The 24,299-nt window shown below is 72.6% G+C and carries 23 protein-coding genes and 1 pseudogene; 14 read left to right on the top strand and 10 right to left on the bottom strand.

Translation table 11 applies throughout. From position 1 onward, the window contains the following. Positions 1 to 10: 10 nt before the first annotated feature. Positions 11 to 1,102 (bottom strand): glycerophosphodiester phosphodiesterase family protein, encoded by a 1,092-nt coding sequence (locus Asera_RS06595; protein WP_051802008.1) that lies wholly within the window; start codon positions 1,100 to 1,102, stop codon positions 11 to 13. Between the two features lie 491 nt (positions 1,103 to 1,593). On the opposite strand from Asera_RS06595, the gene Asera_RS06590 reads away from it, so the two are divergent. Further along, positions 1,594 to 1,797: a hypothetical protein gene (locus tag Asera_RS06590; protein WP_157034722.1), complete on the top strand. Its 204-nt coding sequence runs from the start codon at positions 1,594 to 1,596 to the stop codon at positions 1,795 to 1,797. A gap of 200 nt (positions 1,798 to 1,997) precedes the next feature. Here Asera_RS06590 and Asera_RS06585 read toward each other — a convergent pair whose 3' ends face one another. After that, complete coding sequence (locus Asera_RS06585; RefSeq protein WP_212804519.1) at positions 1,998 to 3,518, bottom strand: hypothetical protein; 1,521 nt, start codon at positions 3,516 to 3,518, stop codon at positions 1,998 to 2,000. Positions 3,519 to 3,658: 140 nt separating this feature from the next. Here Asera_RS06585 and Asera_RS06580 point away from each other — a divergent pair, with 140 nt between their 5' ends. Both Asera_RS06580 and Asera_RS06575 read left to right on the top strand, forming a co-directional pair. Further along, complete coding sequence (locus Asera_RS06580) at positions 3,659 to 4,597, top strand: hypothetical protein (protein ID WP_030445446.1); 939 nt, start codon at positions 3,659 to 3,661, stop codon at positions 4,595 to 4,597. Between the two features lie 56 nt (positions 4,598 to 4,653). Next, a complete protein-coding gene (locus Asera_RS06575) occupies positions 4,654 to 5,568 on the top strand; it encodes a LysR family transcriptional regulator (RefSeq protein ID WP_030445445.1) in 915 nt (304 codons plus the stop codon). Between the two features lie 42 nt (positions 5,569 to 5,610). On the opposite strand, the gene cuyA is transcribed toward Asera_RS06575, so the two are convergent. Next, a complete protein-coding gene (gene cuyA / locus Asera_RS06570; RefSeq protein ID WP_030445444.1) occupies positions 5,611 to 6,615 on the bottom strand; it encodes a D-cysteate sulfo-lyase in 1,005 nt (334 codons plus the stop codon). Positions 6,616 to 6,890: 275 nt separating this feature from the next. Here cuyA and Asera_RS06565 point away from each other — a divergent pair, with 275 nt between their 5' ends. The 3 genes from Asera_RS06565 to Asera_RS06555 all read left to right on the top strand — a co-directional run bounded on the left by Asera_RS06565 (position 6,891) and on the right by Asera_RS06555 (position 10,013). Further along, entirely contained in the window at positions 6,891 to 8,171 is a 1,281-nt protein-coding gene (locus Asera_RS06565) for an amidohydrolase (RefSeq protein WP_030445443.1), read from the top strand. Between the two features lie 121 nt (positions 8,172 to 8,292). After that, on the top strand, positions 8,293 to 8,529 hold the full coding sequence (locus Asera_RS06560) for a DUF3311 domain-containing protein (protein WP_084131092.1): 237 nt from the start codon (positions 8,293 to 8,295) through the stop codon (positions 8,527 to 8,529). After that, positions 8,526 to 10,013 (top strand): sodium:solute symporter family protein, encoded by a 1,488-nt coding sequence (locus Asera_RS06555; protein WP_051802006.1) that lies wholly within the window; start codon positions 8,526 to 8,528, stop codon positions 10,011 to 10,013. Before Asera_RS06560 ends, Asera_RS06555 begins: the two co-directional genes overlap by 4 nt. A 42-nt stretch (positions 10,014 to 10,055) precedes the next feature. On the opposite strand, the gene Asera_RS06550 is transcribed toward Asera_RS06555, so the two are convergent. Beyond that, positions 10,056 to 11,348 carry a hypothetical protein gene (locus Asera_RS06550; protein ID WP_030445440.1) on the bottom strand — a complete coding sequence of 431 codons (1,293 nt, stop codon included), beginning with the start codon at positions 11,346 to 11,348 and terminating at the stop codon, positions 10,056 to 10,058. A gap of 119 nt (positions 11,349 to 11,467) precedes the next feature. Here Asera_RS06550 and Asera_RS06545 point away from each other — a divergent pair, with 119 nt between their 5' ends. Continuing rightward, positions 11,468 to 12,364 (top strand): hypothetical protein, encoded by an 897-nt coding sequence (locus Asera_RS06545; RefSeq protein ID WP_030445439.1) that lies wholly within the window; start codon positions 11,468 to 11,470, stop codon positions 12,362 to 12,364. A 105-nt stretch (positions 12,365 to 12,469) separates the two neighbouring features. Here Asera_RS06545 and Asera_RS06540 read toward each other — a convergent pair whose 3' ends face one another. Next, positions 12,470 to 13,564: a M48 family metalloprotease gene (locus Asera_RS06540; RefSeq protein ID WP_169745816.1), complete on the bottom strand. Its 1,095-nt coding sequence runs from the start codon at positions 13,562 to 13,564 to the stop codon at positions 12,470 to 12,472. Positions 13,565 to 13,913: 349 nt separating this feature from the next. On the opposite strand from Asera_RS06540, the gene Asera_RS06535 reads away from it, so the two are divergent. The 3 genes from Asera_RS06535 to Asera_RS06525 are packed head-to-tail and all read left to right on the top strand — an operon-like array spanning position 13,914 to position 16,105. Further along, a complete protein-coding gene (locus tag Asera_RS06535; protein WP_030445437.1) occupies positions 13,914 to 14,471 on the top strand; it encodes a YdeI/OmpD-associated family protein in 558 nt (185 codons plus the stop codon). Positions 14,472 to 14,493: 22 nt separating this feature from the next. Then, positions 14,494 to 15,168: a DUF6624 domain-containing protein gene (locus Asera_RS06530; protein WP_030445436.1), complete on the top strand. Its 675-nt coding sequence runs from the start codon at positions 14,494 to 14,496 to the stop codon at positions 15,166 to 15,168. 49 nt (positions 15,169 to 15,217) lie between these two features. Next, positions 15,218 to 16,105: a class I SAM-dependent methyltransferase gene (locus Asera_RS06525; protein ID WP_030445435.1), complete on the top strand. Its 888-nt coding sequence runs from the start codon at positions 15,218 to 15,220 to the stop codon at positions 16,103 to 16,105. Between the two features lie 41 nt (positions 16,106 to 16,146). Here Asera_RS06525 and Asera_RS06520 read toward each other — a convergent pair whose 3' ends face one another. The 5 genes and pseudogenes from Asera_RS06520 to Asera_RS06495 all read right to left on the bottom strand — a co-directional run bounded on the left by Asera_RS06520 (position 16,147) and on the right by Asera_RS06495 (position 19,877). Next, a complete protein-coding gene (locus Asera_RS06520) occupies positions 16,147 to 16,401 on the bottom strand; it encodes a Smr/MutS family protein (protein ID WP_030445434.1) in 255 nt (84 codons plus the stop codon). After that, on the bottom strand, positions 16,398 to 17,441 hold the full coding sequence (locus Asera_RS06515) for a DUF2891 domain-containing protein (protein ID WP_084131090.1): 1,044 nt from the start codon (positions 17,439 to 17,441) through the stop codon (positions 16,398 to 16,400). The genes Asera_RS06520 and Asera_RS06515 overlap by 4 nt, the downstream gene beginning before the upstream one ends. Then, the gene (gene pcp, locus Asera_RS06510) at positions 17,438 to 18,058 is read right to left on the bottom strand and encodes a pyroglutamyl-peptidase I (protein ID WP_035295928.1); all 621 of its coding nucleotides are present in this window, start codon (positions 18,056 to 18,058) and stop codon (positions 17,438 to 17,440) included. The genes Asera_RS06515 and pcp overlap by 4 nt, the downstream gene beginning before the upstream one ends. 123 nt (positions 18,059 to 18,181) lie before the next feature. Further along, positions 18,182 to 19,174, bottom strand: coding sequence for a DUF979 domain-containing protein (locus tag Asera_RS06505; RefSeq protein ID WP_030445431.1), 993 nt, complete (start codon positions 19,172 to 19,174; stop codon positions 18,182 to 18,184). Next, positions 19,171 to 19,877, bottom strand: a pseudogene (locus Asera_RS06495) (DUF969 domain-containing protein). Before Asera_RS06495 ends, Asera_RS06505 begins: the two are co-directional and overlap by 4 nt. Before the next feature lie 221 nt (positions 19,878 to 20,098). Between Asera_RS06495 and Asera_RS06490 the strand changes: the two are divergent. The 4 genes from Asera_RS06490 (at position 20,099) to Asera_RS06475 (ending at position 24,230) form a co-directional block, all read left to right on the top strand. Beyond that, positions 20,099 to 20,605 carry a SigE family RNA polymerase sigma factor gene (locus Asera_RS06490; protein WP_030445430.1) on the top strand — a complete coding sequence of 169 codons (507 nt, stop codon included), beginning with the start codon at positions 20,099 to 20,101 and terminating at the stop codon, positions 20,603 to 20,605. Beyond that, a complete protein-coding gene (locus Asera_RS06485; protein ID WP_030445429.1) occupies positions 20,598 to 21,353 on the top strand; it encodes a hypothetical protein in 756 nt (251 codons plus the stop codon). The genes Asera_RS06490 and Asera_RS06485 overlap by 8 nt, the downstream gene beginning before the upstream one ends. Before the next feature lie 108 nt (positions 21,354 to 21,461). Then, complete coding sequence (locus Asera_RS06480) at positions 21,462 to 23,288, top strand: serine hydrolase domain-containing protein (RefSeq protein WP_051802004.1); 1,827 nt, start codon at positions 21,462 to 21,464, stop codon at positions 23,286 to 23,288. Between the two features lie 165 nt (positions 23,289 to 23,453). Then, complete coding sequence (locus Asera_RS06475) at positions 23,454 to 24,230, top strand: SH3 domain-containing protein (RefSeq protein WP_211255521.1); 777 nt, start codon at positions 23,454 to 23,456, stop codon at positions 24,228 to 24,230. The last annotated feature ends 69 nt before the right edge of the window (positions 24,231 to 24,299 follow it).

Genomic DNA, 24,299 nt, shown 5'->3' with positions numbered 1-24,299 from the left:
CGACAGCCGCTCACACCATCGCCGGCGCGGCCAGCTCGCGGTACAGGTGCAGGTCGACGACGATGTCGTCGGCGTCGTACAGGCCGACCGTGTCCCCGTAGTTGTCCAGGAACTTCTTGCTCGCCGAGGCGACCTCCAGCGTGTCGCCGGCGGCGAGCCGGCGGGCCGGCAACGGCTGCCGGCGCATCAGGTGGTTGCGCAGCGACCAGCCGGTCAGGTCCACCGGGGACTCCGCCCGCAGCACCGTGCGCTCGTCGGCGGCCGAGGCCGACTCGATCCGTACCGGTGTGCGCGACAGGCGGCTCGGCTGCCCGGACAGGATCGGCTGCACGAACGGCACGTTGTTGGTGATCACCGCGTCGACGTCGAGATCGCGCATCGCGGCGACCGCCTCGGGCGCGTCGATCGTCCACGGCAGGACCCGGATCCCGTGCTCGTGCGCGGCGGTGACATGCTCGGCGGTCAGCAGCCGGCCCAGCGGCGTGTACGCCGAGACCCAGTCACCCAGGTCGGCGAACCGGTCCAGCTCCAGCATGTAGGTCAGCCCGCTCATCAGGCACATCGGTACGGTCGGCAGCAGTTCGTGCAGCTGCCACAGGCGGTCCGCGTCGACCACCTGGATCGCCACCGGTGGATGGTGGATGTCGTCGAGCCGGTCGCCGAGGCAGCGGCGCAGCTCCTCGGCCAGCTGCTCCTCGATACCCGGGCTGCGCTCCGGCACCTTCAGCTCGATGAACAGCGTGCTGCGCCCGTCGATCGCGGCCAGCAGCTCGGCCAGCGTCGGTACCGGCTCCCCGCGGTACCGCTCGTCGAACCAGGCGCCGGCGTCGAGCTTGCGCAGCTCCGCCACGGTCAGCTCGTTGATCGTCGCGTCCGCCCGGTCCGGCAGTACCTGCGCGATGTCGGTGGTGCGGCGCAGCTTGCTGTCGTGCATCACGACCAGCTCACCGTCGCCGCAGCGCTGCACGTCCACCTCGATCGTCCGGGCGCCCTGCTCGATGGCCGTACGGCACGCGACTATGGTGTTCTCCGGCGCGGTGCCGCAGGCACCACGGTGTGCGACGCAGGTACCGACCCGGGGCCATTCGGGTTTTCCGCTCATCCGAGGGATGCTAGGGGTTGTCTTCGTCGCCAGCCACCCTGCTGCTCCCGGTGGAGCTTCGAGGACACGCGCGGGCAATGCGGCCCCGCCCGACGCCTCGTATCGATCGACGTATCGATCGACGTCGTATCGACACTGATGAGTTCTACACCCTGGTTTCGGTCCGCACACCGGATTGATCGGGTCTTCACATACCGCGATGAAGGCTGTCAACCGTTGTGATGACGTACCGTTTTCGCCCGGCGCGAGCGGGCTGGCACGCTTGCTGCGGTACACGACGTCACCGACCACGTGTCCTCACGAGCTCGGTTCGGACCTCCGATGACTGCGGGGTCCGAACCGACTCATGGGCGGGCCGCCGAGGTCACGTGCGGGTCCCGGTCCCCGGCGGGCAACCGGGGGGATGCCGGTGGGGGCCGGGACCATCGTCGTGGCACCGGATGCGCAGGGGGTTTGCGCACCCGAAGTCCGGTCATGATCAGGGGGAACGCATGACCCAGACAGAGTTGCCCACACTGGCCGTAGCAAGCGGCCAGACCGTCCAGGTGCACGCACACGGGCGGATCCTCGCCTCGGCCATCCGCAACGGCCGGGGCTGGTCGGTCCTGGTGGACGGCGAACAGTACGAGGCATCCAACCTCGACCGGGTGCTGGAGCTGCTTCACCTGCTCCCACGCCACCGTCGCCGCCGCTGATCAAAAGGTCCACAGTGGACTTGTATGTCCACTGTGGACAAATAAGCACCGATCGACCTCCGACCGATGCCGGATCGAGTGGATCTTCACCACCCGCTGCGGCCCGTCGACCCGGTAGATCCCGCGCGGGTGGCGTAGCAGCCGTCGAACGGCGTGCCCACCCGTCGCGGTGCACCACCTGCCGGGCCGATGCTCCCGCGTCAGCAGGTCGGCCAGCGGAAGTCCTGGTCGTCCAGGTCGTCGCCGGGGTGCCGGCCGCCCTCCGGGTAGATGCGCAGGCCGCCGGAGTCGGTGACCTCGACCCGCAGCGCGCCGTCGCGGGTGGGACAGGTCAGCGTCGTCGTCGCGTGCACACCGGTCTGCCGGTCGGTGCCGGTGACCGTGAGCCTGACCAGGCCCGGCCGCCGGTCCGCGACCGAGAACTCGTTGCCGTCCGGCTGGACCGCGACCACCGGATGCCGTACCACCGCCCACGCCACGGAGGTCACCTCGGCCCCGCGGAACACCTGGCCGGGATGGCCCGGTACCGGCACCGACCGCGCGCCGAACGGGCAGCCCGCGGTGACCAGCGCGCGATGCCTCGCGCACGCGTCCAGGTACGCGTCGACCTCGCGCTGCGCCTGCCGCTGCGCCCTGGCCGTGAGGGTCGTCCGGGGCAGCGTGACCGGCGTGCCGTCGGGCCCCGGCGCGTCCGGTTGCCGCAGCACGTACGTCCCCGGCATCAGCGGGTACCCGGCGCGAGGCACCGTGACGGTGTCCGGGGCCGAGGCGAAGAACCGGTGCACGCCGGGAAACAGCACGAGCGTGCCGGCCCGCGCCACCCTCGCCGCCGTCTCGGGCAGCGCCTTGCGGTGCCCGTCGACGTCGACGTACGGCAACGGGAAGGTCCCGAAGCTCAGGTAGACGTACGGATCGCGCAGCCGCCAGCCGCCCGCGCCGGACCGGACCACGGTGAACCGGTACGAGGCGGTCCGGGCGGCGGCCGTCGAGATCGTCGCGTCGACCGCGGTCTCCCCCGCCCCGGTCGCACCCGGTACCGCCCGCACCGAGGTGATCCGCCACCGCTGCCGCGGCGCCGACGCCCGCAGGAACGAGTCGTCCGCGGACGGGTCGGGCTCGTCCGCTGCCAGCGCGCCGGCCGCCGCCACGTCGCCGCGCTGGATCGCGGCGAGGAACGCACGTACCTGCCGCTCCGCCGGGTCCGGCGCGCCCGGCCACACCAGGGCCCCGACCAGCAGCACGATGATCACGCCGGCCACCGCGTACCAGGCGATCGTCCGCCGCCGGGCGCTCCGCAACCGCGCACCGCCCGGTACAGCCGCAGGCGCGTCGTCTCCCGGCGCGTCGTCTCCCGGCACGTCGTCTCCCGGCACGTCGTCTCCCGGCACGTCGTCTCCCGGCACGTCGTCCTCCGGTTCGACGTACGGCACGTCGTCCTCGGGCTCGACATGGGGCAGGTCGTGCTCGGACTCGACGGCCGGCGCGCCCGCTGCGGTCTCGACGGCCGGCGCGCCCGCTGCGGTCTCGGCGTCCGGCACGTCGGCTGCGGTCTCGGCGTCCGGCACGTCGGCTGCGGTCTCGGCGTCCGGCACGTCGGCTGCGGCCTCCCCGTGGCGCACGTCGGCTGCGGCCTCGACCTGGAGCGGGTCGAGCACCGGCTCGGCCGGGGGCACGCCCGCCGAAGGGTGCGGACGGCGGGGATCGTCCGTTGCACGTTCCATGGCTGCCATCCCTGGGGCCGGGGTGGGCCGCCGGTTCGGGGGAACCGACGTAGCGGAGATCGTACGGGGGACGGTCAATCGCGACTCCGTTGCGCGACAACGCTAGCGTGCTCGAATATCACGAGCCTGGGGAGCAGCCGATGCACGACGCCGCACCCGAGCCGGCCCACGACACGCCGGACCGCGCGGCCGAGCCGGAGGACGACGTGCCGGCCGGCACCGGTGAGCCGGCGGTCGGCGGTGTGCGGCTCGCGCCGGGCTGGCACGTCGCCTCGGCATCGTTGCTGGTGGTGATCCTGGTGCTGGCCGGGATTCTGGTGGCGCGGCACGCCGGCGCCGGCGACGCCCCGGCCGCCGCGGCATCCCCCTCGGCGTCCACGCGCGCCCCCGGGACGGTGTCGACCGGGCGGTTGGCACCGGATCGCGGGACGCTGCGCATCGCCGAGTCGGGCTTCACGAACATCACGACGCCGTCCGGCGGCCCCGCGGTGAGCTGGGGGGTCGTCCTGTCGAACAGCAGCCACCGCGCGGTCGCCGCCGTCCTGCTGAAGATCACGTACCGCGACCGCGACGGAGGGCCCGTCAGGGTCCGAAAGTTCTTCCGCACGGCGAAGGCGGCGGAGATCATGCCCGGCAGCCGGGCCGGCGTCGGTGGCGTCGCGCAGCTGTCGAACAGGGTGTCCGCGACGGTCCGGGTCAGCGTGGACAGCGTGCTGTGGACGGTGACCTCGCAGCGCCACGCGCTGCGGGCGAGCAACCTCACCACGGACTGGCGGGACCAGGGACGGCAGGCCGAGTACTGGAAGCATCCGACCGCGGCGGCGAACCGGCGCGGCAACCTCTACCTCACGTTCCGGGTCGACTCCGGCTTTCCCACCGTACTGTCCTATCCCGCCGTCACGGCGATCTACCGGGACGGGCACGGCAGGATCGTCGGCGGCGCCCCGCTCGACACGCTCGGTACCGACGTGCTGGTGCCGGCGGGTTGGTCCGAGCAGACCGTCCGGATGTGGTACCCGCCGCCGGCCGGCGCGGTCGAGGCGAGGACCGAGGTCTACCTGTACTCCCGGCGGGACTGACCGGCCGGTATCCGCGGTCCGGGGCACGGCGCCGGCCGGCTGCGTACCCTCGCGGCATGGACGTGGTCTGGCTGGAGAGCCTGGTGGCGCTGGGTGAGCACGGCAGCTTCACCCGGGCGGCCGAGTCGCTGCACATCAGCCAGCCGGCGTTCAGCCGGCGGATCCGGGCACTGGAGCAGTGGGCCGGCACCGACCTGGTCGACCGGAGCAGCCTGCCGATCACGCTGACCCCGAGCGGCCGGGTGCTGCGGGCCCGTGCCGCCGACGTGGTGGCCGGGCTGTCCGCGCTGCACGACGAGATGCGCGGCCGGCAGACGATGCCGGCGCACCCGGTCCGGCTGGCGGTCAGCCACAGCCTCGCCACCCACTACTTCGCCGGCTGGTGGCGGGCGATCACCGCGGACGCGCCGCAGCTGACCTGCCTGCTGCTCGCGGCGAACACGCTCGAGGCGTACGACACGCTCGTGCACGGCGGGTGCGACCTGCTGCTCGCCTACGTCGACCCGCTGCACCCGTTGGAGCTGGGCGACAGCGACGTCGAATCGGTACTGGTCGCGCGGGACCGGCTCGCGCCGTACGCCCGGCCCGGCACGTACCGGCTGCCGGACCCGCAGCGGCGCTCGGACGGCGGTGGCCCGGAGGTGCCGTACGTCAGCCACGGCGCCGGCTCGTTCCTCGGCCGGGTCACCGACCGGATCCTGGCCGGCCGGCGGCCCCGGCTGCGCCCGGTCGCGCAGAGCGATCTCACCTCGGTACTCGCGGCGCTGGTGGCCGCCGGTCTCGGGGTCGGCTGGCTGCCCGGCCTGCTCACCACCGAGCAGGTGGCCGCCGGGCGGATGACTCCGGTCGGCGACGGGCAGTGGACCGCCGGGCTGGAGATCCGGCTCAGCCGCAACCGGCGGCAGCGGGCCAGCAGCCACGCCGTCGAGGTCTGGGAGCGTGCCGCCGCGAACCAGGACCGGACCGGCTGAGCCGACGCCGCCGGATCGGCCGGGACGCCCGCGGCGCAGCCGCTACCGGGGGGCGAACGTGCTGCGGTAGCCGAACAGGCCGGCGCTACCGCCGGTGTGCACGAACACGACGTGCTCGTCGGCGCCGAACCGGCCGGCCTCGATCGCACCGAGCAGCCCGGCGAACCCCTTGCCCGAGTACACCGGGTCGAGCAGGATGCCCTCCGTCTCGGCGACCAGCCGCAGCGCCGCGACCATCTCGTCGGTCGGTACCCCGTAGCCGGGCCCGGTCCAGCCGTCGTCGACCTGCACGTCGTCCAGGCCCACCGCGCCGGGCGCGCCGATCAGCTCGGCGGTGCGCACGGCGAGATCGTGCACCAGCGGACGCTGCACCGCCGCCGGCTGCCGGACGCTCACGCCGAGCACCTGGATGCCGCTGCGCATCGCGAGCAGCCCGGCGAGCAGGCCGGCCTGGGTGCCGGCGCTGCCGGTCGCGTGCACCACCCAGTCGATCGGTACGTCGGCGGTCGCCAGCTCCTGCGCGCAGCCCACGTAGCCGAGCGCGCCGACCGGGTTCGACCCGCCGCCGGGGATCACGTACGGCCGCTTGCCCTTCGCGCGCAGCTCGTCGGCGAGCGACTCCATCGCCGCGGCCATGTCGGTACCGGCCGGCAGCCGGTCGGCGATCCGGGCGCCGAGGATCGTGTCCAGCAGCACGTTGCCGGACGCCTCGTAGTCGTCGTCGCGTACCTGCCGGCGCTCCAGCAGCAGCTCGCAGCCGAGACCGGCGCGGGCCGCGGCGGCCGCGGTCTGCCGGGCGTGGTTGGACTGCGTGGCGCCCTGCGTGATCAGCGTGTCGGCGCCCTGCGCCAGCGCGTCCGCGAGCAGGTACTCCAGCTTGCGGGTCTTGTTGCCGCCGGTGGCGAGGCCGGTGCAGTCGTCCCGCTTGATCCACAGGTGCGGCACCGTCGAACCCTTGGCGCGCAACACCTCCGTCAGCCGTGGCATCGGCTCCAGCGGCGTGGGCAGGTGCCCCAGCCGGTACCGGGGGAATCGAGCGAGCTGCATCCGTGGCCTCCCATCGGCGAAACCGGGGCCGGTCAGGTCCCCGGCCGAGTACAGCAGAACCGGTACCGGCGGTCCAATGCCGGATTTCGAGGGCCCATGCGGATCGTGCATGCCGGCGGCGGAGTCGTTGACGGGCCTTCCGGTGCCCAGCAGAATCCCGGCAATGCGGCCCGCGTCACAACGCGACCGGCCGCTCGACCGGCCAGGTACCGCCTCACCGGGCGCGGATCCGACCTGCTGCCCTCGTTGCGCCCCACCCTGGGAAGGACACGACCATGACCGATCCGGTACCGACCGAGCCCGCCGACGTGGTCGCGCTGCGCCGGGACCTGCACCGGCATCCGGAGGTCGGCTTCACCGAGTTCCGCACCGCGAGCCGCGCCGCCGGCCGGTTGGCCGACCTCGGCTGGCAGGTCGCGGCCGGCGCGGAAGTGTTGGACGCCGACGCCCGGCTCGGCGTGCCCGACGGCGCCGAGCTTGCCGCGGCGTACCAGCGGGCCGCGGACAGCGGCGCCGACCCCCGGTACCTGCCGGCGCTGCGCGGCGGGCTCACCGGCGTGGTGGCCCGGCTGCGCGGCGCCCGCCCGGGGCCGGTGATCGCGTTCCGGGCGGACATGGATGCGTTGCCGCTGCACGAATCCGACGCCGACGACCACGCACCGAGCCGGCTCGGGTTCCGGTCCGGGTGGACCGGGCGGATGCACGCCTGCGGGCACGACGGGCACGTGGCCGTCGCGCTGGCGCTCGCCGAGCGGCTCACCGACCGCGACTTCCCCGGTGAGGTCCGGCTGATCCTGCAGCCGGCCGAGGAGGGCGGGCGCGGCGGCGCGGCCATGGTGTCGGCCGGCGTCGTCGACGACGTGGACGTGTTCGTGGCGCCGCACCTGGGCATGGGCCTGCCGACCGGCACCATCTGTACCGACGTGGCCGGGTTGCTGGCCAACTCCAAGCTGCGGGCGGTGTTCCGCGGCGCCGCGGCGCACGCCTCGATGGCACCCGAGCACGGCCGGCACGCGCTGCTCGGTGCCGCGTCGGCAACCCTTGCGGTACACACGATGCCGTCGTTCTCCGGCCACCAGACGCGGGTCAACGTCGGGGCCCTGCACGGCGGTACGGTCAGCAACATCGTGCCGGACCGGGCGGAGCTGCGGCTCGAGACCCGGGCCGACGACGGCGACGTCAACGCCGAGCTGGAACGCCGGGTCCGGCGGATGCTCGCCGGCGCGGCCGACACGTACGGGCTCGACGTGGACGTGGAGCTCATCGGCGCGGTGACGACCGCCGGCAACGATCCCGCGGTCACCGCCGCCCTCGGCGCGGCGGCGGACCGGATCGGCGTCACCGTCGGCGCACCCGGCGCCGGGATCGGCAGCGACGACGCCACCGCGTTCATGCGCCGGGTCCAGGATCGTGGCGGCGTCGCCGGCTACTTCGGCATCGGCGCGAGCAGCCCGGCACCGCACCACTCCGGCACCTTCGACCTCGACGAGGCAGCGCTGCCGCTCGCCGTCGACCTGCTGGATTCCTTGGTACGTAACCAGACCGTGGCCATGTGAGTCACGCGTGACCCCGCCGGGCGGACCGCCCGGCAGCGCTCGCGCCGGCCGTACCCCCCGCCGTGCCGTCCTGCGACGGTCGGGGGACGGTCGACGCATCCCGGATGGAGGTGAGACCAGCATGTCCGCACCGACCAGACGACGCCATCGACTGGTACTCGTGATCCCCTACCTGTGGACGGTGGCGGCGGTACCGGCCGTCAACCTGGTCCACGCGAGCCCACTCGACGTGCCGCTGCTGCTGTGGTGGGCGCTGCTCGGCGTGCTCGTGACGGCCGGCAGCATCTTCGTGGTGTGGCGGCTCGACAACGCCCTCGACGCCGCGACGGCCGACGACCCGACGGCGGTGCAACGATGACCGTCGCCCTGGCAATCGCGCTGTTCATCGTCGCCGCCACCACCGGCGGCACCACCTACCTGGCCCGCCGGCGCCGCCGGGTCACCATGAGCGAGTGGGCCGTCGGCGGCCGCAGCTTCGGCAGCATCCTGCTGTGGTTCCTGTCCGCCGGCGAGATCTACACGACGTTCGCGTTCCTCGGCGCCGCCGGCTGGGCCTACGCGTACGGTGCGCCCGGGTTCTACATCCTCGCCAACGCACCGCTCGGCTACGTGCTCGGGTACTGGCTGCTGCCGAAGGTCTGGCGGGCCGGTCGCGACCACAACGTGATGTCGCAGGCGGACTACATCCGCGCCCGGTTCGGCCGCCGGTGGCTCGCCGGGCTCATCGCGCTGATCGGCGTCCTCGCGCTCATCCCGTACGTGCAGGTGCAGCTGACCGGGCTGGCGACGATCCTCACCGTCATGTTCCACGGGTCGATCGGCAAGCCGCTCGCGGTACTGGTCGGCGTGCTGTTGCTGCTGACCTTCACGTTCACCGCCGGGCTGCGCTCGTCGGCGTTCGCCTCGATGGTCAAGGACGTGTTCGTGGTCGCCGTCGTGGTGGCCGTGTTCGTCACCATCGGCACCCTCACCGGGCTCGGCGGCATCGGCGGCATCTTCCGGCACATGGCCGAGCAGCATCCCCACTACGCCAACCTGCCCGGGATGCAGTCCGGCACGCACTACAGTCCCTGGTGGTTCTGCTCGTCGATCCTGATGACCAACATCGGCTACTGGATGTGGCCGCATTCCTTCCAGGCCAACCTGTCGGCGAAGAGCGACCGCGCGATCCGGCGCAACGCCGTGCTGCAACCGATCTACACGCTGTCGTACTTCTTCATCTTCGTGATCGGGTTCGCCGCCCTGCTGACCCTGCCGCACCTGACCGACTCCAACACCGCGCTGGTCTCGGTGATCTACCGGTACTTCCCGCAGTGGTTCATCGGGATCGCCGCCGGTACCGGCATCCTCGTCGCGCTGGTGCCGTCCACGGTGATGCTGCTGACCCTGGGTACCACGGTGGCCCGCAACATCTACCGGCCGACCGCGGACCTGTCCGACCGGCACCGGCTGCTCGTCGGCCGGCTCGCCACGGTGCTGGGCGTCGCGGTCGCGGCGTACCTCACCCTCGGCTCCAGCTCGACGATCGTCAGCCTGCTGCTCGTCGCGTACAGCGGGATCGCGCAGATCGGGCCGGCCATCATCCTGTCGCTGCTCTGGCGTCGCGTCACCGCGTACGGCGCGGCGGCCGGCTCGATCGTCGGCATCGCGTTGGTCGGCATCCCGCAGGTGTCGACCTGGTGGTCGGGCGTCTCGTCGATCGCGCTCGGCCTGTTCGCCGTCGCCGTCAACACGCTGGTACTGGTCGTCGTCAGTCTCTGCACTCGCGCGCCGGAGCAGGCGAACATCGCGGTCGGGATCCCGGACACGCAGGTGCCGCGTACCGCACCGGCGCCGGCCTGACGCCGCCCGCCGTGCCCCGGCGAGCAGGCCGGGGCACGGCGATCAGCAGGTGCGCCACCGGATCGTGGAACGGTCGACGTGCTCCTCGCCGTACCGGCCGCCCTCCGGATAGACGCGGAACGTGCCGGTGCCGGTGACGTCGACCCGCAGCACGCCGTCCCGGGTCGGGCAGGAGATCGACGTGGTGGCGTGGAAGCCGGTGTCCTCGTCGGCACCGGTGACGGTCAGCGTCAGCTTTCCGGGTCGCCGATCCACCACCTGGAACTCGTCGCCGACCGGCTCGATCGTGATCTCCGGGCGGCGCTGCATCCTCCAGCGTGCGGACTCGATCTCGCGCCCGGAGAAGATGCGGTCGGTCCGGCCCGGCTCGGGTACGGACTCGACGCCGAACGGGCAGCCCGGCGTCACCGCCTTCGCCCGCCGCACGCAGTCGTCCAGGTAGTCGTACACCGCCTGCTGGGCATCGCGCTGCGCCGCCCCGGTCAGCCGCATCCGGGGCAGGACAAGGGTGTTGGGCGTGGCGACCGGCACGTCGCCGGCCTGCCGCACGGTGTAGCGCCCGGGCATCAACGGGTACGACGACGCCGGGTGGGTGACTCCCGACCCCGACGAGAAGAACCGGTACACGCCCGGGAACAGCACGTAGCGCCCGCCGTAGCTGACGTTGCCGTTGGGCCGCGGCAACTGCTCGCGATGCCCGTTGATCGCGACGTAGCTCACCGGGAACGCGCCGAACGTCAGATACACGTACGGATCCTGCAAGCGCCAGGCATCGTCGCTGGTCTCCCGGGTCAGCTCGAACCGGTACGAGACCGAACGCCCGCCCGGCACCGAGATCGTCGCGTCGACCGCGGAGAACGAGCGCTCGTCGGCGTCGTCGTCCGACCGTACCGACGTGACGTGCCAGCGCTGCCGCAGCACATCGGCCCGCAGGAACGAGCGGTCGGTCTCCCGGGTGTCCGGCTGCTCGTCCACCATCCGCTGCGCCGCCGCCGCGTCGCCGCGCTGGATCGCCGTCAGGAAGTCCCGCACCCGCCGCTCGGCGCGGGTCGGCTGGCGCGGCCACACCAGCAGCGTGGTCAGCAGCACGATCACCGCGCCCGCCACCGAGTACCAGGCGATCCGCCCCCACCGGGAACGCCGACTCGCCGGCACCGTCCCCGGGTTCGCCTGCTCGACGAGACGCACGGCCGATCGAACGTCCAGCATCCCCGCGCCAGGCAGCGCCTCGTCACCCGCCGCGGGCCCCGGATCCGCGCCCGCCGGATCCTCCGGACCCTTCGGATCGACGCGCGACGGATCCGCCGGACGCTGCGGGTCCGCTGCGCTGTCCATGGCTCGGTACCTCCGGGTCGCGGCTCGCCGTGCCGGAGATCGTACGAGGTCACGTCAACGCCGGGGCGGGTTGCGCCGCCTCGCTAACCTGCCCGGATACCGCGAGTCGAGGAGTGGGGATGACCGACGCCGGAGCCGCGCCGCCCGACCCGGTTGGCGTGCGACGATCGCCGCTGCGCCGGCACCTGGTGTCGGTGCTGCTGGTCGTCGCCATCCTGGTGCTGATCGTCCTGCTCGCCATCAAGGGCGGGACCAACCACCGGCTGCCGACCGCGGCGGCGTCACCGTCACCGTCCGCGTCACCGTCGAACGCCGGCAGCCGGTACGCCCCGCTGACGACGCCGCCGGACCACGGCACGGTGAAGATCGACGAGACCGGCTTCGAGAACATCAGGGACGTGGCCGGCGAGCCCCAGGTCACCTGGGGCGCCATCATCGAGAACACCAGCGGGAAGGCCACCGCCGCGGTCGAGCTGCGGATCACCTACCTCGACCGAGCCGGCAAGAAACTCAAGGTCGAGGACTTCTACGAGCGGGCCGCGGTCCCCGCCGTGCTGCCCGGTCGGCGCACCGGCGTCGGCGGCGTCACCTACCTCGACGACCCCGCCGTCGCCGCGGTACGGATCCGGGTCGGCACGACGCGCTGGTGGGTCGAGCCCGGCACGCCGCCGACCCTGGCCGCCGGCCGGATCCGGACCGACTGGCGGGACAAGGGCGAGCAGGTGCCGTACTGGGGCGGCGGCAAGATCGGCGCGTTCCGGAACGACTGCGGCACCCTGTACGTCACGTTCCGGGTCGACTCGTCGTACCGGACGGTGCTGTCCCGGGCGGGCGTGACGGCGGTCTTCCGCAACGCCAAGGGACGCATCGTCGGCGGCTCGACGATGACCGATCTCGGCCTCGACGTGGTGCTCCCGCCGGGCTGGTCCGACCAGTCCCTCCGGGTCAAGTACGGCCCGCCGGAGGACGTCGACGAGGCCAGGACCGACATCTACGTCTACCCCTCGACGACCTGACCCGCCGGCCCGCTCACCGACCCGGACCCAAGAACTGCTGGCCCGCTGCGGGCCCAGGAGCCACCGGCCCGCTCCCCGACCCGGGCCGAAGGACGGCCGGGACGCTCAGACCTGGTACTCGCGGACGAGGTCGCGGAACTGCCGTTCCAGCCGCGCCAGCGGTGCGGCGAGCTCCGCGTCGATGGCGGCAGCCTGTCCGGCATCGAGTACCACCCGGGCCGGCTCGTCCGGCCGGCTGGCGACATGGTCCAGCCGCATCGCGGTCGGCGGGTGCGAGGAGTCGACCCGGTGCTGACGCATCCGGCCCTGGCGGACCAGTCGATCCTTCTCGGTGGCCGGCAGTTCCGCGGCGTGCGCGACGATCGCGGCGTACGACTCGCCCGCCGGCGCGTTCCGGGGCACCAGCCGGCCGGCCCGCAGCAGGGTGCCGGTCACCAGAAAGGTCTCCAGCAGCGCCCGAGCCGCCGACCGGCCCCCGGCGCGCACGGCCATCGCGTCGGCCAGGTACTCGGCCCGCTGGCCGACCCGCAGGGAGACCAGGGCGAACGCCACGATCACGCAGTACAGGGCGCCGCCGACGATCGCCTGCGGGATCAGCAGCAGCAGTCCGGCGATCATCCCGAGTGGGTTGCCACGGGCCGCGAAGACGCTGTCCCGCCCGGGCCGGACCAGCTCGTACCAGCGGGCCAGCGCACGAAGCGCGCCGCCGACGAACACACCCTGCCGGTTGTCGCCGTTCGCCCCGTGGCCGAGTTCGTGGCCGAGCAGCGCGACCCGGCCCTGTCGGTCCAGCACCGTCCACAGTGGAGCACCCAGGACCATGGTCGGGCGCTGCCGGATGCCGGCGACGGTGTAGTACGCGTTGAAGTCCGGGTCCAGGCCGATCTGCGCGATGTGCCGGGCGCCGATAGCGTCGGCCACGGCGTCGCACAGCGCGTACAGCTGCGGCGCCTCGTCGCGGTCGAGCAGCTCGACCTCCGGATCGATCTTGCCCAGCCGTGGCCGCAACAACACCACGATCGCCAGCGCGAGCAGCCCGAGCGGGACGAGCACCAGCCGGCCGGTGAGGCAGAGCCAGATCCCCAGTACCGCGACGGCGACGGTGACCGCGTGCACGCAGCCCGCCAGTACGTAGGTGAAGACCCAGGCCGCATCCCGGCTCGGCCGGGCCACCTCGGTGCGACAGAGCCGTTCGTGCACCGACGCCATGGTCCGGTCGCCGACCCTCAGGACCCACCGGTTCACCCGGCCCCGCGGTGGCTTCGGCGGGTTCGGGTCGACGCCCCATCCGCAGCCCGGGCACCAGGACGGGTACCGCTCGTCGGCCACCAACGGGGCGGCACAGTCCGGGCACGCAGCGGACATCTCGGTCGTCACGGCGGCTGAAGCTATCGAAACCCGACCATCCCGCCCTCCCCCGAACGGCCGATCCACGCTGGCCCATCGGCCAGACTCCGGGCGGCGAGCGCCACCGCGCCGTACGTTGGGGCACCGGTCGTCGAGGAGGCACCATGCGGCGAGCACGTACCACCGGCGGGAGCGCGGCGCGATGATGCGCTTCGCGGAGGCGGCGGCGTGGGAGTCCTGGCTGGCCGAGCACCACGCCGAGGCCAGCGGTGCCTGGCTGCTGATCCGCCGCAAGAACTCGGCCGCGCCGCTGCTCACCATCGACCAGGCCGCCGAGGTGGCACTGTGTTACGGCTGGATCGACGGTCAGCGCCGGGCGCACGACGCCGACTCGTTCCTGCAGCGGTACTCGCGCCGGCGGCCCACCAGCCCGTGGTCGCGGGTGAACGTGGAGCGGGCCGAGGCGCTGATCGCATCCGGCCGGATGCGCGAGCCGGGGCTCGCCGCGATCGAGGCCGCCCGCGCCGACGGACGCTGGGACGCCGCGTACGCCCCGCAGCGCGAGGCACCGGTGCCGACCGAGCTCACCGCGGCCCTCGCTGCCGACCCCGCCGCGTCGGCACGCTTCGACGCGCTCGACCGGACCGCCCGCTACCTGCTGGTCCTCCCGCTGCTCAAGGCCAGCACGCCCGCCACCCGCCGACGCCGTCTCGCTGCCATCATGGACAAGCTGGCCGACCAGGACGACACCGAGACCTGACGCCAGGACGGGACGGAGCCGCATGGACGACGGGTTGCGCGCCGAGCTGACCGCGATGTTCGAGGCGGACACCGTTGCGGTGACGGCGTTCTACGCCCAGGCCGGCGACCACCGCGAACGCTTCGCCGCGACCGGCATCGTACCGGCGACCCCCTGGCCGTTCGGCCTGCTGGAGTGGTCGCCGATCGAATCGGCGCCACCGCTGGTGCGCCGCGTGGTCGAGGTGGTGCACGCCAACGCGGCGCGACTGCGACGGATCGTCGCCGACCACGGCTGGCCGGGCCGGAGCCTCGCCGGCGAGGACGGCGCGGATGCCGCCTGGCTGGTACTCCAACACGCCAGCTCCGGCGTCCCCACGCTCGGAACCCCGGAAAACCTGGCGTTCTGCCGGTCCTGCATGCCACTGCTGGCCCGAGCGGTACGGGCCGGGGACGCGCGCCCACGGCAACTCGCCGCCACCGTCGACAGCCTCCGCCAGGCCGACCGCCTCCCCCCGGTGTACGCGGTCCTCTCCACGGACTATCACATCGAGGACGGTCGCCCGGTCTTCCGCCACCACGTCGCGCTGGCTGACATCGACCGGGAGCGGTCCCGCATCGGCCTGCCACCCCTGGCCAGCGACATCCACCGCCGCCAGCAAGGCAATCCCCTCCACCCCGCCGGCCCCACCCCCGCCGAACCGTGGCGAGAAAGGTAGGGCGGTCAAACCGGTTGTTGGGGCGGGGCCGGGTCACTAGGTTTCGCGGGTGACCTATCTGAGCCCGCTGGGGTACCTGCTCGGGGTGGAAGGTGCCGCGCTGCTGCGCGGGATGCGGGACGGCACCGGCGACCGGGCGTACGTCGAGGCGCGGATCGCCGAGATCCGCGCGCTGCTCGCCGATCCGACGCTGCGCGACAACGCCGGCCTGGACGCGGTGCCGGGCAACATCGACACCGCCGAGGTGTACGACGAGTGGGCGGCGCACTACGACGGAGCGAACTCGATGATCGAGCTCGAACAGCCGCTGGTCCGCGAGATCCTGGCCGCGTTGCCCGTCGGTACCGCTCTCGACGCGGCCTGCGGCACCGGCCGGCACGCCGGGTACCTCGCCGGGCTCGGTCACCGGGTCATCGGAGTCGACGCCAACGCGCGGATGCTCGCGGTCGCGGAGGCCAAGCTGCCCGAGCTGGATCTGCGCAGGGGCCCGCTCGAAGCGCTCCCGCTCGACGCCGACTCTGTCGACCTGGTGGTGTGCGCGCTGGCCCTCTGCCACGCGCCGGACCTCGCCGCGGTGTTCGCCGAGTTCGCGCGGGTACTCCGGCCGGGCGGGCACCTCGTCGTGTCGGACCCGCACCAGGTGCTGTCGTGCCTGCGTCCCACGCTGCCGCGCGCGGCGGGTCCGGACGGCCGGCGCTCGATCCTGGTCGAGTACCACCGGCCCCTGAGCGCGTACCTGACGGCCGCGCTGCCGCTCGGCTTCCAGCTCCGGCACTGTGCCGAGCCGCATGCACCCCGGCCCGAACGGACCGCGGTACGGCCGCCGATGCCGACCGAGGTGAGCTGGGAACTCCTCGACCAGGTGCCCGACGCCGCCACGGTGGCAATGGACGTCCCGTCGATCGTGCTGCTGCACCTGCAGCTGCCCGCCGCGTGACGGCCCGTCCGGTCCCGGCGGGACCACGACCGGCGGCGCCCCTACTTGTGGCGGAAGTGGACGAAGAGGCGGCCGAAGTTGCGGGAGTCCTTTTCGACGCGGTGGTAGAGCGGCTTGATGTCACGGCGGTCGAGGAAGCGCAACACCCGCTTCTTGAGCTGGCCGGAGCCCTTGCCGGGGATGATTTCGACCAGGGTGGCCTTCTTCGTCAGGGCTTCCTGGATGATGTCGTTGAGGGCGCGATCGATGTCCTGACCGCGGTTGAAGATGTCGTGCAGGTCGAGCTTGAGCTTCATCGCGTTCCCTCCTGGTCCGACCCCACGGTACCCGGGTCGTCGGCGAGGGCGAGGAAGGCGAAGCTGGCGAGCCAGTGCGCGGTGAGGAAGCTGCCGTGGGTCAGCGCGCCGAGGCAGCGCTGCGTCTCGGCCGCGGCGCCGGTACGAAACGACGCCACCCGCGGGTCGCTCGCCGGCAGCGCGGCGGCGATCGCCCGCAGCTGCCAGGCGCGGGACAGCCCCAGCCCGTACAGGTGGGACTGCTGGCCGTCGCCGGGGTCGAGCGGCACGACCGGTCGCAGCCCGGGCGATCGGCCCGGACCCCCGTCGGCCGGCGGGAGGAAGCCGGTGAGCCAGGCCGGGAACTCGTCGGCGGGCAGGACCCGGCGCATCAGGTCGGCCTCGGACAGGCCGGCGGACAGGAAGTCCTGGCCGCTCGGTTCCCAGCCGATCGGGTAGTCGCGATCCCCGCGGTACCAGTCCATCGCACGGTCGCGGATGCGGGCGGCCAGCGTCTCGTCGCCGCGGGCGTGTGCGGCGTCGAGCAGCAGCGACAGCGCGAACGCGGTGTTGGCGTGGGTACCGTGCCGGACCGGCTCCGGGGTGCGGTCGAGCCAGCCGAGGGCGAGTGACGGCACCGCGTCGGCCAGCGGTGCGAGCGCGGCCGACCAGCGTGCCCCGGCCGGGCAGCGGTCGGCGGCGGCGGCGAGCACGGACGCCCAGGCCCACCCGTACGGCCGCTCGAACTCCGGGTGGGCGCGCAGGTACTCGGCCTCGACCCGGATCGCCGCCGAGGTCAGCGTCTCGCCGAGCACCGCCTCGACCGCGCCCACCTCGATCCACTGTGGATAGTCGGTGCGCAGCCGGATCAGCAGCCAGTGCATGTGCACGCAGGAATGCCAGTCGTACGCGCCACCGAACGCCGGATGCAGCCGCCGGGGCCGCCAGGTGTCGTCCGGGCCGGTCGTGACGTGCTGGCTCGCGTACGGGAACTCGGTGCGGATGTTGCGGATCGCGGTCTCCGCGAGGGTTCCGGCAAGCTCCGCCAACCGGTCGCTCACTGCTCGGCCCCGCCGGAAACCGCGATGTCCACAGTGGACGACAGTGCGGTGTCGACCACGATGCGCAGGCCGCGGGCGATGTCGGGGACCGACATGCTCGGTGCCGAGCCGTCGGTGACCTGCTCCGGTGCGTACGGGACGTGCACGAACCCGCCGCGCACCGCCGGGAACTCGGTGGCGATCAGGTGCGCGAGGCCGTAGAACACGTGGTTGCAGACGAACGTACCGGCGGTCTGCGACACCGCGGCCGGGATGCCGGCGTCGCGCAGCGCGGCGACGCACGCCTTGATCGGCAGGGACGAGAAGTACGCCGCGGGCCCGTCCGGCACGACCGGCTCGTCGACCGGTTGGGTGCCGGCGTTGTTCGGGATGCGTGCGTCGTCGACGTTGATCGCCACCCGCTCCACCGACAGCCCGGCCCGGCCGCCGGCGAGGCCGGCGCACACCACCAGTTCCGGCTGGTACCGGTCGATCGCGGCGCGCAGCGCGGGAATCGAGCCACCGAACGTGCACGGCAGCTCCACCGTGTGCACACCGTCCATCGTGGACACCGCAGCCGAGGACGGGTTCGTGCTCGCCCCACCGAACGGCTCGAACCCGGTCACCAACACGCTCACACTGCACCCCCACGGCACTCCGCCACGACACGGCGCACGCACGCGCACCACCCGTGACTCGCTCGTTCACGCTCGCTCATGCCGCGCCTCCACCGTGCTCACCGGGCCACGAGAAAAGGTGGTTCACCCGACGACCCCGAAGGCGAACACGTACATCAGCGCCATGTTGCAGAGCAGCAGCGGTATCGCGGTCGGGATCTGCGCCTTGATCGGGCCGTACTTGCTGCGCATCTCCAGCAGGGCGGCCGGGACCAGGTTGAAGTTCGCGGCCATCGGGGTGCACAGCGTGCCGCAGAAACCGGCGAGCATCCCGATCGCGAACACCGCGGCCGGGTTGCCGTGGAACTGCTGGATCAGGATCGGCCAGCCGATCGCCGCGGTCATGATCGGGAACGCCGCGAACGCGTTGCCCATGATGATGGTGAACAGCGCCATGCCCAGGCAGTACACGATGACGCCGCCGATCAGCGAGCCGTGCGGCAGCACGTGGTTGGTCACCTTGCCGACCGCGGTACCCACGCCGGCGGCGGTGAACAGCTGGCCGAGCGTGGCGAGCATCTGCGGCAGCACCGCGGCCCAGCCGATCGCCTCCAGCAGCCGGCGACCCTCCCGCATCGGGGCGAGCACGCCGCCGTCGGCGGCGGTCGGCCGCAGCATCACGAGTCCCACCGCGACCGCGACGATCGCCGCCACGCCGAGCCCGATCAGCGTCTCCGAACCGGTCTCCAGCAGCGGGGTGGCACCGATGCGGACCTTCACCAGTACCGCGGCGAACAGCACCGCGACCGCCGGGATCACCAGGGCAGGGACGAACAGCAGGCTGCCGAACCGGTCCGCGCCGGCCTTGCGCTGCGCGTCGTTCGGCCCGCCGGCGGTACCGCGGGACAGCTGCCGGGTGCCCACCAGCGCGGCCATCACCAGGACGCCGACGCCCAGCGGCCAGGCCGGTGCCGTCTTGTGCACCACGAACGTGCCGTACCCGAAGGAGAGCCCGAGCAGCGCCCAGAACGCGGCGCTGCCGTACCGCTTCGGGTTGCTGCGGTCGCCGGCGGTCAGCGCGGCGACGCCGAGGAAGATGATGCCGCACAGCCAGTAGAACCACTCGACCTTGATCACGGCTGCGGCACCTCCGCTTCACGCTTCGGCGCGAGGTCACGGGCCATCCGATCGAGCTGCCGGTCCAGCCACAGCAGCCGCGCACCGTGGATGACGAACGCGCAGATCGCCGTCGGGATCGCCCACAGCGCCACGTGCAGCGCGTCGAGCTTCAGCCCGTACGTGGAATCGACGAAGCCGGTGATGAGCAGGATCGAGCCGATCGCGACGAAGATGTCCTCGCCGAAGAAGACGCCCACGGTGTCGGCGCTCGCCGCGTACCCCTTGATCTTCTCGGCCATCGTCGGCGGCACCGACCGTACCGGCGGGCCGCCGCTCCCTCCGCCATCGGGTAGATCAGCGGCCGGACCGCCTGCGCCGGACCGCCGATCGAGTTGAGCCCCAGCGCCGCCGTGACCTGCCGGATCAGCTGGTACAGGGTGAGCAGCCGACCGGTGGTCAGCACGCCGAGCCTGGCGATCAGCCGGCGCGCCTGTTCCTGCAGGCCGAACCGTTCGATCAGGCCGATCACCGGCAGCACGATGATGAACAGGGTCACCGAGCGGCTGCCGGCGAACCCGGTGCCGAACGCGTTGAGAATCTCCATCGGCGACAGTCCGCCGAGCAGCCCGGTCACGATGCCGGCGACCGTCACCACCACGAGCGGGTTGAGCCGTAACGCGAAACCGACCACCACCAGCAGCACACCGATCAACACCAGCATCGCGGCCTCCGTCTCCCGACCCATCCGCGTATCCGGTGATTCGCACCCTATGGAGGCATGCGCCCGCCGCACAAGAGGTACCGGCGTCGGGCTTGCCGAGGCTGACGACGGGCACCGGGACGATGACGCCGTGCCACCGTCCGGAAGAACGCGGCGAACGGAGGCAACCCCGCGCCGCCGCCAGGTGGTGGTGTAGGGCAGCGGCATCCCGAGGAGGTGCGATGCGCAAGGAACCGGACGGGTTCCGGGACTACGTCGCGGCGCGGCAGGAGCACCTGCTGGGGCTGGCCCGACTGCTCGTCGGTGACTGGCAGCGCGCCGAGGACCTGGTACAGACCGCGCTGGCGCGGGTGTGGCCGCACTGGGCGCGAGTGAACGCGAGCGGCGATCCGCACCCCTACGTACGCCGGGTGCTCATCAACGCCAGCCACACCGCCGGGCGCCGCCGCTGGCGCAACGAGCAACCGCACGCCGTGGTACCGGAGTCGGCCGCGCCGACCGAGGACACGGAGCTGCGGGTGGCGCTGGAACGGCTGCTGCCGACGCTGCCGCCGCGGCAACGGATGGTGCTGGTACTGCGCTACTACGAGGATCTGCCGGAGTCAGCGGTGGCCGAGCTTTTGGGCTGCTCGGTCGGCACGGTCAAGAGCCAGTCGTCGAAGGCCCTCTCCCGGTTGCGGACCAACCGGCTGATCCGGGAGCTGGCCGGGGAGGGTACCGATGAGTGAGCCGGAGCTGGCCCGGGCGTTGCGCGAGATCGCTCGCCGGCCCGATCCCGCACCGGACCTGTTCGGCCGGGTCGCCGACCGGGTCCGGCGGCGCCGCCACCGGCAGTACGCGGTGGGTTCGGCGGCGGCCGTCGTCGTGCTGGCGTTCGGCGGCGCGCTGGCCGTCGCGACCCGCGCACCGGCACCGCCACCCGGCGCGCTGGCCACGACACCGTCGAGTACCGCCGCCACGCCGCGGGCAGGTACCCCCGCGACGCCGGGTACCGGCGATCCTTCGCCGTCCGGTGGATCCCCGAGCGGGGGGCCGCACACGACGCCCGGTGGCCCGGCGCGCTGCGCCACCGGCGATCTCGCGGCCGCGTTCTCCGCACTGGAGCCGCCGCAACACGGCGGTCCGGACCTGATCGGCGGCCTCACCGTGTACGACAAGGCGGCGCAGCCGTGCAAGCTGGGCGGCACCATCACGCTGACCGCGCTGGATGCTGGCGGTCGACCCCTCTCGCTGAACGGTCCGACCAGCCTGCCGTTGACCGAGGCGGTACTCCCCGCGAGCAACGCGGAGTATCCCGTCGGGCTGCAGATCTCGCTGCGCAGTCGAGGTGCCCTCGACTGCCCGGCGGCCGACCGTGTGACGCCGGACCGGTTCCGGTTCACCATCGGCTCCGTCGTGGTTTCGGTGCGCAACCAGGCCCACGGTGCCCCGCTGTGGGGCTGCCGCGGCGCCATCGAACTGCTCGCCGCCGGCTGAGCACCCGCCGGCCACCCGGCCGTACCTTGTCGGGTGGGGTTGCCCCCACCCGACAGTGACGGGATCGCCGGCTGTGTCCGGAATGGCCGCGGCCCTAGGTTCGGTGGCATGAAGGCGATCTTGACCGCGCTCGGCGGTACCGTCGCGGCGGTGGCCGCGTGCCTGTGCATCGCGACGCCCGCGCGCGCCGACGACACCACGACGACCGTCGCCCGCACCGCCGACCGGGTGATCACCGCACAGCTGGCCAAGGACCACATCCCCGGCGCCGCCGTGGTCGTCGTCGCCGACGGCAAGCAGGTGTACGCGAAGGGCTACGGCGTGGCCGACACGGGCCGGCGCACCCCGGTCGACCCGGCCCGTACCCGCTTCTACCTGGGCTCGGTGACGAAGCTGTTCACCGCGACCGCGGTGCAGCAGCTGGTCGACGCCGGGAAGCTCGACCTGGACGCGGACGTCAACACCTACCTCGACTTCCGCATCCGGGACAGCTACCCGGGACGGCCGGTCCGGGTGCGCAACCTGCTGACGCACACCTCCGGGTTCGAGGATCAGGTGCTCGGGGTCGCGACCCCGGCCGGTACGCCGGTGCCGAAGCTCGGGCCGTGGCTGGCCCAGCACCAGCCGGCGCGGGTGCGCCCGCCGGGAACCCTTGCCTCGTACGACAACTACGGCGTCGCGCTCGCCGGCTACCTCGTGCAGCGGGTGTCCGGCGAGTCGTACGAACGGTACGTGCAGGAGCACGTGCTGGCGCCGCTCGGGATGCGGCACACCAGCCTGACCAACGGCACCGAGCACCTCGCCACCGGGTACCGCAGCGACGGCACCGTCGCCACCGGCGGGCAGCGCGGCCCGCTGACCCCGGCCGGCCCGAACGTCACCGCGGTACCGACCGACCTCGGCCGCTACCTGATCGAGCAGCTGCGGCCGGGCAATCCGTTGCTGCACCGGCAGTTCACGCCGGACAAGCGGCTGCCCGGGATGGGGCTGATCTACGAGGAGCACCCGCACGACGGCACCCGGGTGATCGCCAAGGACGGCGACGTGCCCGGCTATCACGACTACGTCGCGCTGCTGCCGGACGACGACCTCGGCATCTACGTCGCGTACAACGGCGACGGGGTGGACAACAGCGGCGGCTACGCGCGGCGCGAACTGGTCGACCGGGTCGTCGAGGCACTGCACCCGGACCGGCACCCGGCGACGCCGACCCGGCACGCCGACGGCGACCTGTCCCGCTACGCCGGCAGCTATCGCACCACCCGCTACAACCACCACGACCTGACCAAGGTGACCCAGCTGGTGTCGCCGGTAACCGTCACCGCGCACGACGACGAGCTGACCACCACCGGGCTGTCGGACAACCCGGCGGTGTCCGAGCAGCACTGGATTCCGTTGGGGCACGGGCTTTTCGCCGAACGCGACGGGGACGCGCGGTTGGCCTTCGACGGCGACGTGCTGCTCGACTCCGAGAGCCCGAGCGCCGCCTACCAGCGGCTCGCCTGGTACCAGGCGCCGATGCTGCACCTGGAGCTGCTCATCGCCGCGATCCTGATCCTGGCGTACGCGCTGGTCGCCTGGCCGATCGCGGCGATCGTGCAACGCCGCGCCGGGCTGCTGGCGAACCTGGCACGCTGGGGTGGTTGGGGCGCCACCGTGTCGGCGTTCGCGTTCCTGACACTGTTCGCCATGGTGATGAGCGACGCGGCGGCCCTGAACGAGCACATCACGCTGAACGACTCCGCCGTGCTGCACGCCGCACCGGTCCTGCTGCGCGTCACGTTCGGGTTCACCGCCCTGCTGCTCACCGGTTCGGTACTCGCCTGGGTACGTCGCTGGTGGCGGCTGCCGGGACGGATCGGCTACACCGTGGTGACCCTGGCCGCGGTCGCCCTCTGCCTCGTCAGCGCCTACTACAACCTGATGCTCGACTGACGGTGACGCCGGGCTGACCCTGCCGTGACGGGCCGGCCCGACTGCCCCGCCGACACTGGAGAAATCAGGCAGATCCTTCTCCTACGCTGCCGACACGGCCCGCCCTTCCGACCCTGGGTCGGTACGGGCGGGTCGTCGTGCTTCGGCTGCGATGTGGAGGAACCCATGAGCAGATCCAGTCACCCCCGGTCGATGCGCCGACTCGTCACCCGGGCCGGCCTGGTCGGCGCGGCAGCGCTGGCGGCGGTACTCGTCGCCGGGCAGGCGTCGGCCGCGACCGTGCACACCAGCAGCGGCAAGTCGTTGAACGTCCGGTCCGGGCCGCACACCAGCTCGAAGATCGTCGGCTCGGTGCGCAACGGCGCCACGGTGAGCATCAGCTGCCAGACCCACGGCGACAAGGTCACCGGCAGGTACGGCACGAGCGACCTGTGGGACAGGGTCTCCGGCGGCTACGTCAGCGACACCTACGTCTACACCGGCTCGGACGGCCGGGTCGCCAAGCTGTGCGGCTCCTCGTCCACCTCGACGAAGTGCTCGACCAAGGGCACCGGTGACCCGCGCGGCTGCGCCAAGGCGGTCACCTGGGCCAAGAACCACCGCACCACCAGGTACCACAGCGGCTACTACCGGCGGTGCGACCACATCGTGGCCCTCGCGTACGGCTTCTCGGCGTCCGGCTCCACCACCGCGTACGTGCACTGGACCCAGGTGCCCAAGAAGTACAAGCACGCCGGGTCGACGAAGGTCCCGGCCGGCGGGCTGGCGTTCTTCGGCGGCGGCGCCGGGCACGTGATGATCTCGATCGGTGGCGGCAAGTTCGTCTCCAACGACATCCACGGCAACGGCACGTACACCACCACCACGATCAAGGAGATCAAGCAGAAGTGGGGCAAGCCCTACCTCGGCTGGACCCAACCCTGGTTCAAGGTCAACCACTGACCGCTGCCCCACCCGTCCGTTGATCAAGGGCCGAAGTTGTTGATCAAGGGCCGTTGGTGTTGATCAAGG

Origin of the sequence: Actinocatenispora sera, assembly GCF_018324685.1 — a bacterium.
GTDB lineage: Bacteria > Actinomycetota > Actinomycetes > Mycobacteriales > Micromonosporaceae > Actinocatenispora > Actinocatenispora sera.
This window is presented reverse-complemented; position numbering and strand designations above follow the sequence as displayed.

Bases quoted from the DNA above. Each gene is read 5' to 3' on its own strand.
- Asera_RS06475 (WP_211255521.1), top strand. From the start codon at position 23,454: ATGAGCAGATCCAGTCACCCCCGGTCGATGCGCCGACTCGTCACCCGG.
- Asera_RS06520 (WP_030445434.1), bottom strand. From the start codon at position 16,401: ATGAAGCTCAAGCTCGACCTGCACGACATCTTCAACCGCGGTCAGGAC.
- Asera_RS06590 (WP_157034722.1), top strand. From the start codon at position 1,594: ATGACCCAGACAGAGTTGCCCACACTGGCCGTAGCAAGCGGCCAGACC.
- Asera_RS06530 (WP_030445436.1), top strand. From the start codon at position 14,494: ATGGACGACGGGTTGCGCGCCGAGCTGACCGCGATGTTCGAGGCGGAC.
- Asera_RS06565 (WP_030445443.1), top strand. From the start codon at position 6,891: ATGACCGATCCGGTACCGACCGAGCCCGCCGACGTGGTCGCGCTGCGC.
- Asera_RS06560 (WP_084131092.1), top strand. From the start codon at position 8,293: ATGTCCGCACCGACCAGACGACGCCATCGACTGGTACTCGTGATCCCC.
- Asera_RS06490 (WP_030445430.1), top strand. From the start codon at position 20,099: ATGCGCAAGGAACCGGACGGGTTCCGGGACTACGTCGCGGCGCGGCAG.
- Asera_RS06555 (WP_051802006.1), top strand. From the start codon at position 8,526: ATGACCGTCGCCCTGGCAATCGCGCTGTTCATCGTCGCCGCCACCACC.
- Asera_RS06575 (WP_030445445.1), top strand. From the start codon at position 4,654: ATGGACGTGGTCTGGCTGGAGAGCCTGGTGGCGCTGGGTGAGCACGGC.
- Asera_RS06535 (WP_030445437.1), top strand. From the start codon at position 13,914: ATGATGCGCTTCGCGGAGGCGGCGGCGTGGGAGTCCTGGCTGGCCGAG.
- Asera_RS06595 (WP_051802008.1), bottom strand. From the start codon at position 1,102: ATGAGCGGAAAACCCGAATGGCCCCGGGTCGGTACCTGCGTCGCACAC.
- Asera_RS06550 (WP_030445440.1), bottom strand. From the start codon at position 11,348: ATGGACAGCGCAGCGGACCCGCAGCGTCCGGCGGATCCGTCGCGCGTC.
- Asera_RS06545 (WP_030445439.1), top strand. From the start codon at position 11,468: ATGACCGACGCCGGAGCCGCGCCGCCCGACCCGGTTGGCGTGCGACGA.
- Asera_RS06480 (WP_051802004.1), top strand. From the start codon at position 21,462: ATGAAGGCGATCTTGACCGCGCTCGGCGGTACCGTCGCGGCGGTGGCC.
- Asera_RS06580 (WP_030445446.1), top strand. From the start codon at position 3,659: ATGCACGACGCCGCACCCGAGCCGGCCCACGACACGCCGGACCGCGCG.
- Asera_RS06485 (WP_030445429.1), top strand. From the start codon at position 20,598: ATGAGTGAGCCGGAGCTGGCCCGGGCGTTGCGCGAGATCGCTCGCCGG.
- cuyA (WP_030445444.1), bottom strand. From the start codon at position 6,615: ATGCAGCTCGCTCGATTCCCCCGGTACCGGCTGGGGCACCTGCCCACG.
- Asera_RS06585 (WP_212804519.1), bottom strand. From the start codon at position 3,518: ATGGAACGTGCAACGGACGATCCCCGCCGTCCGCACCCTTCGGCGGGC.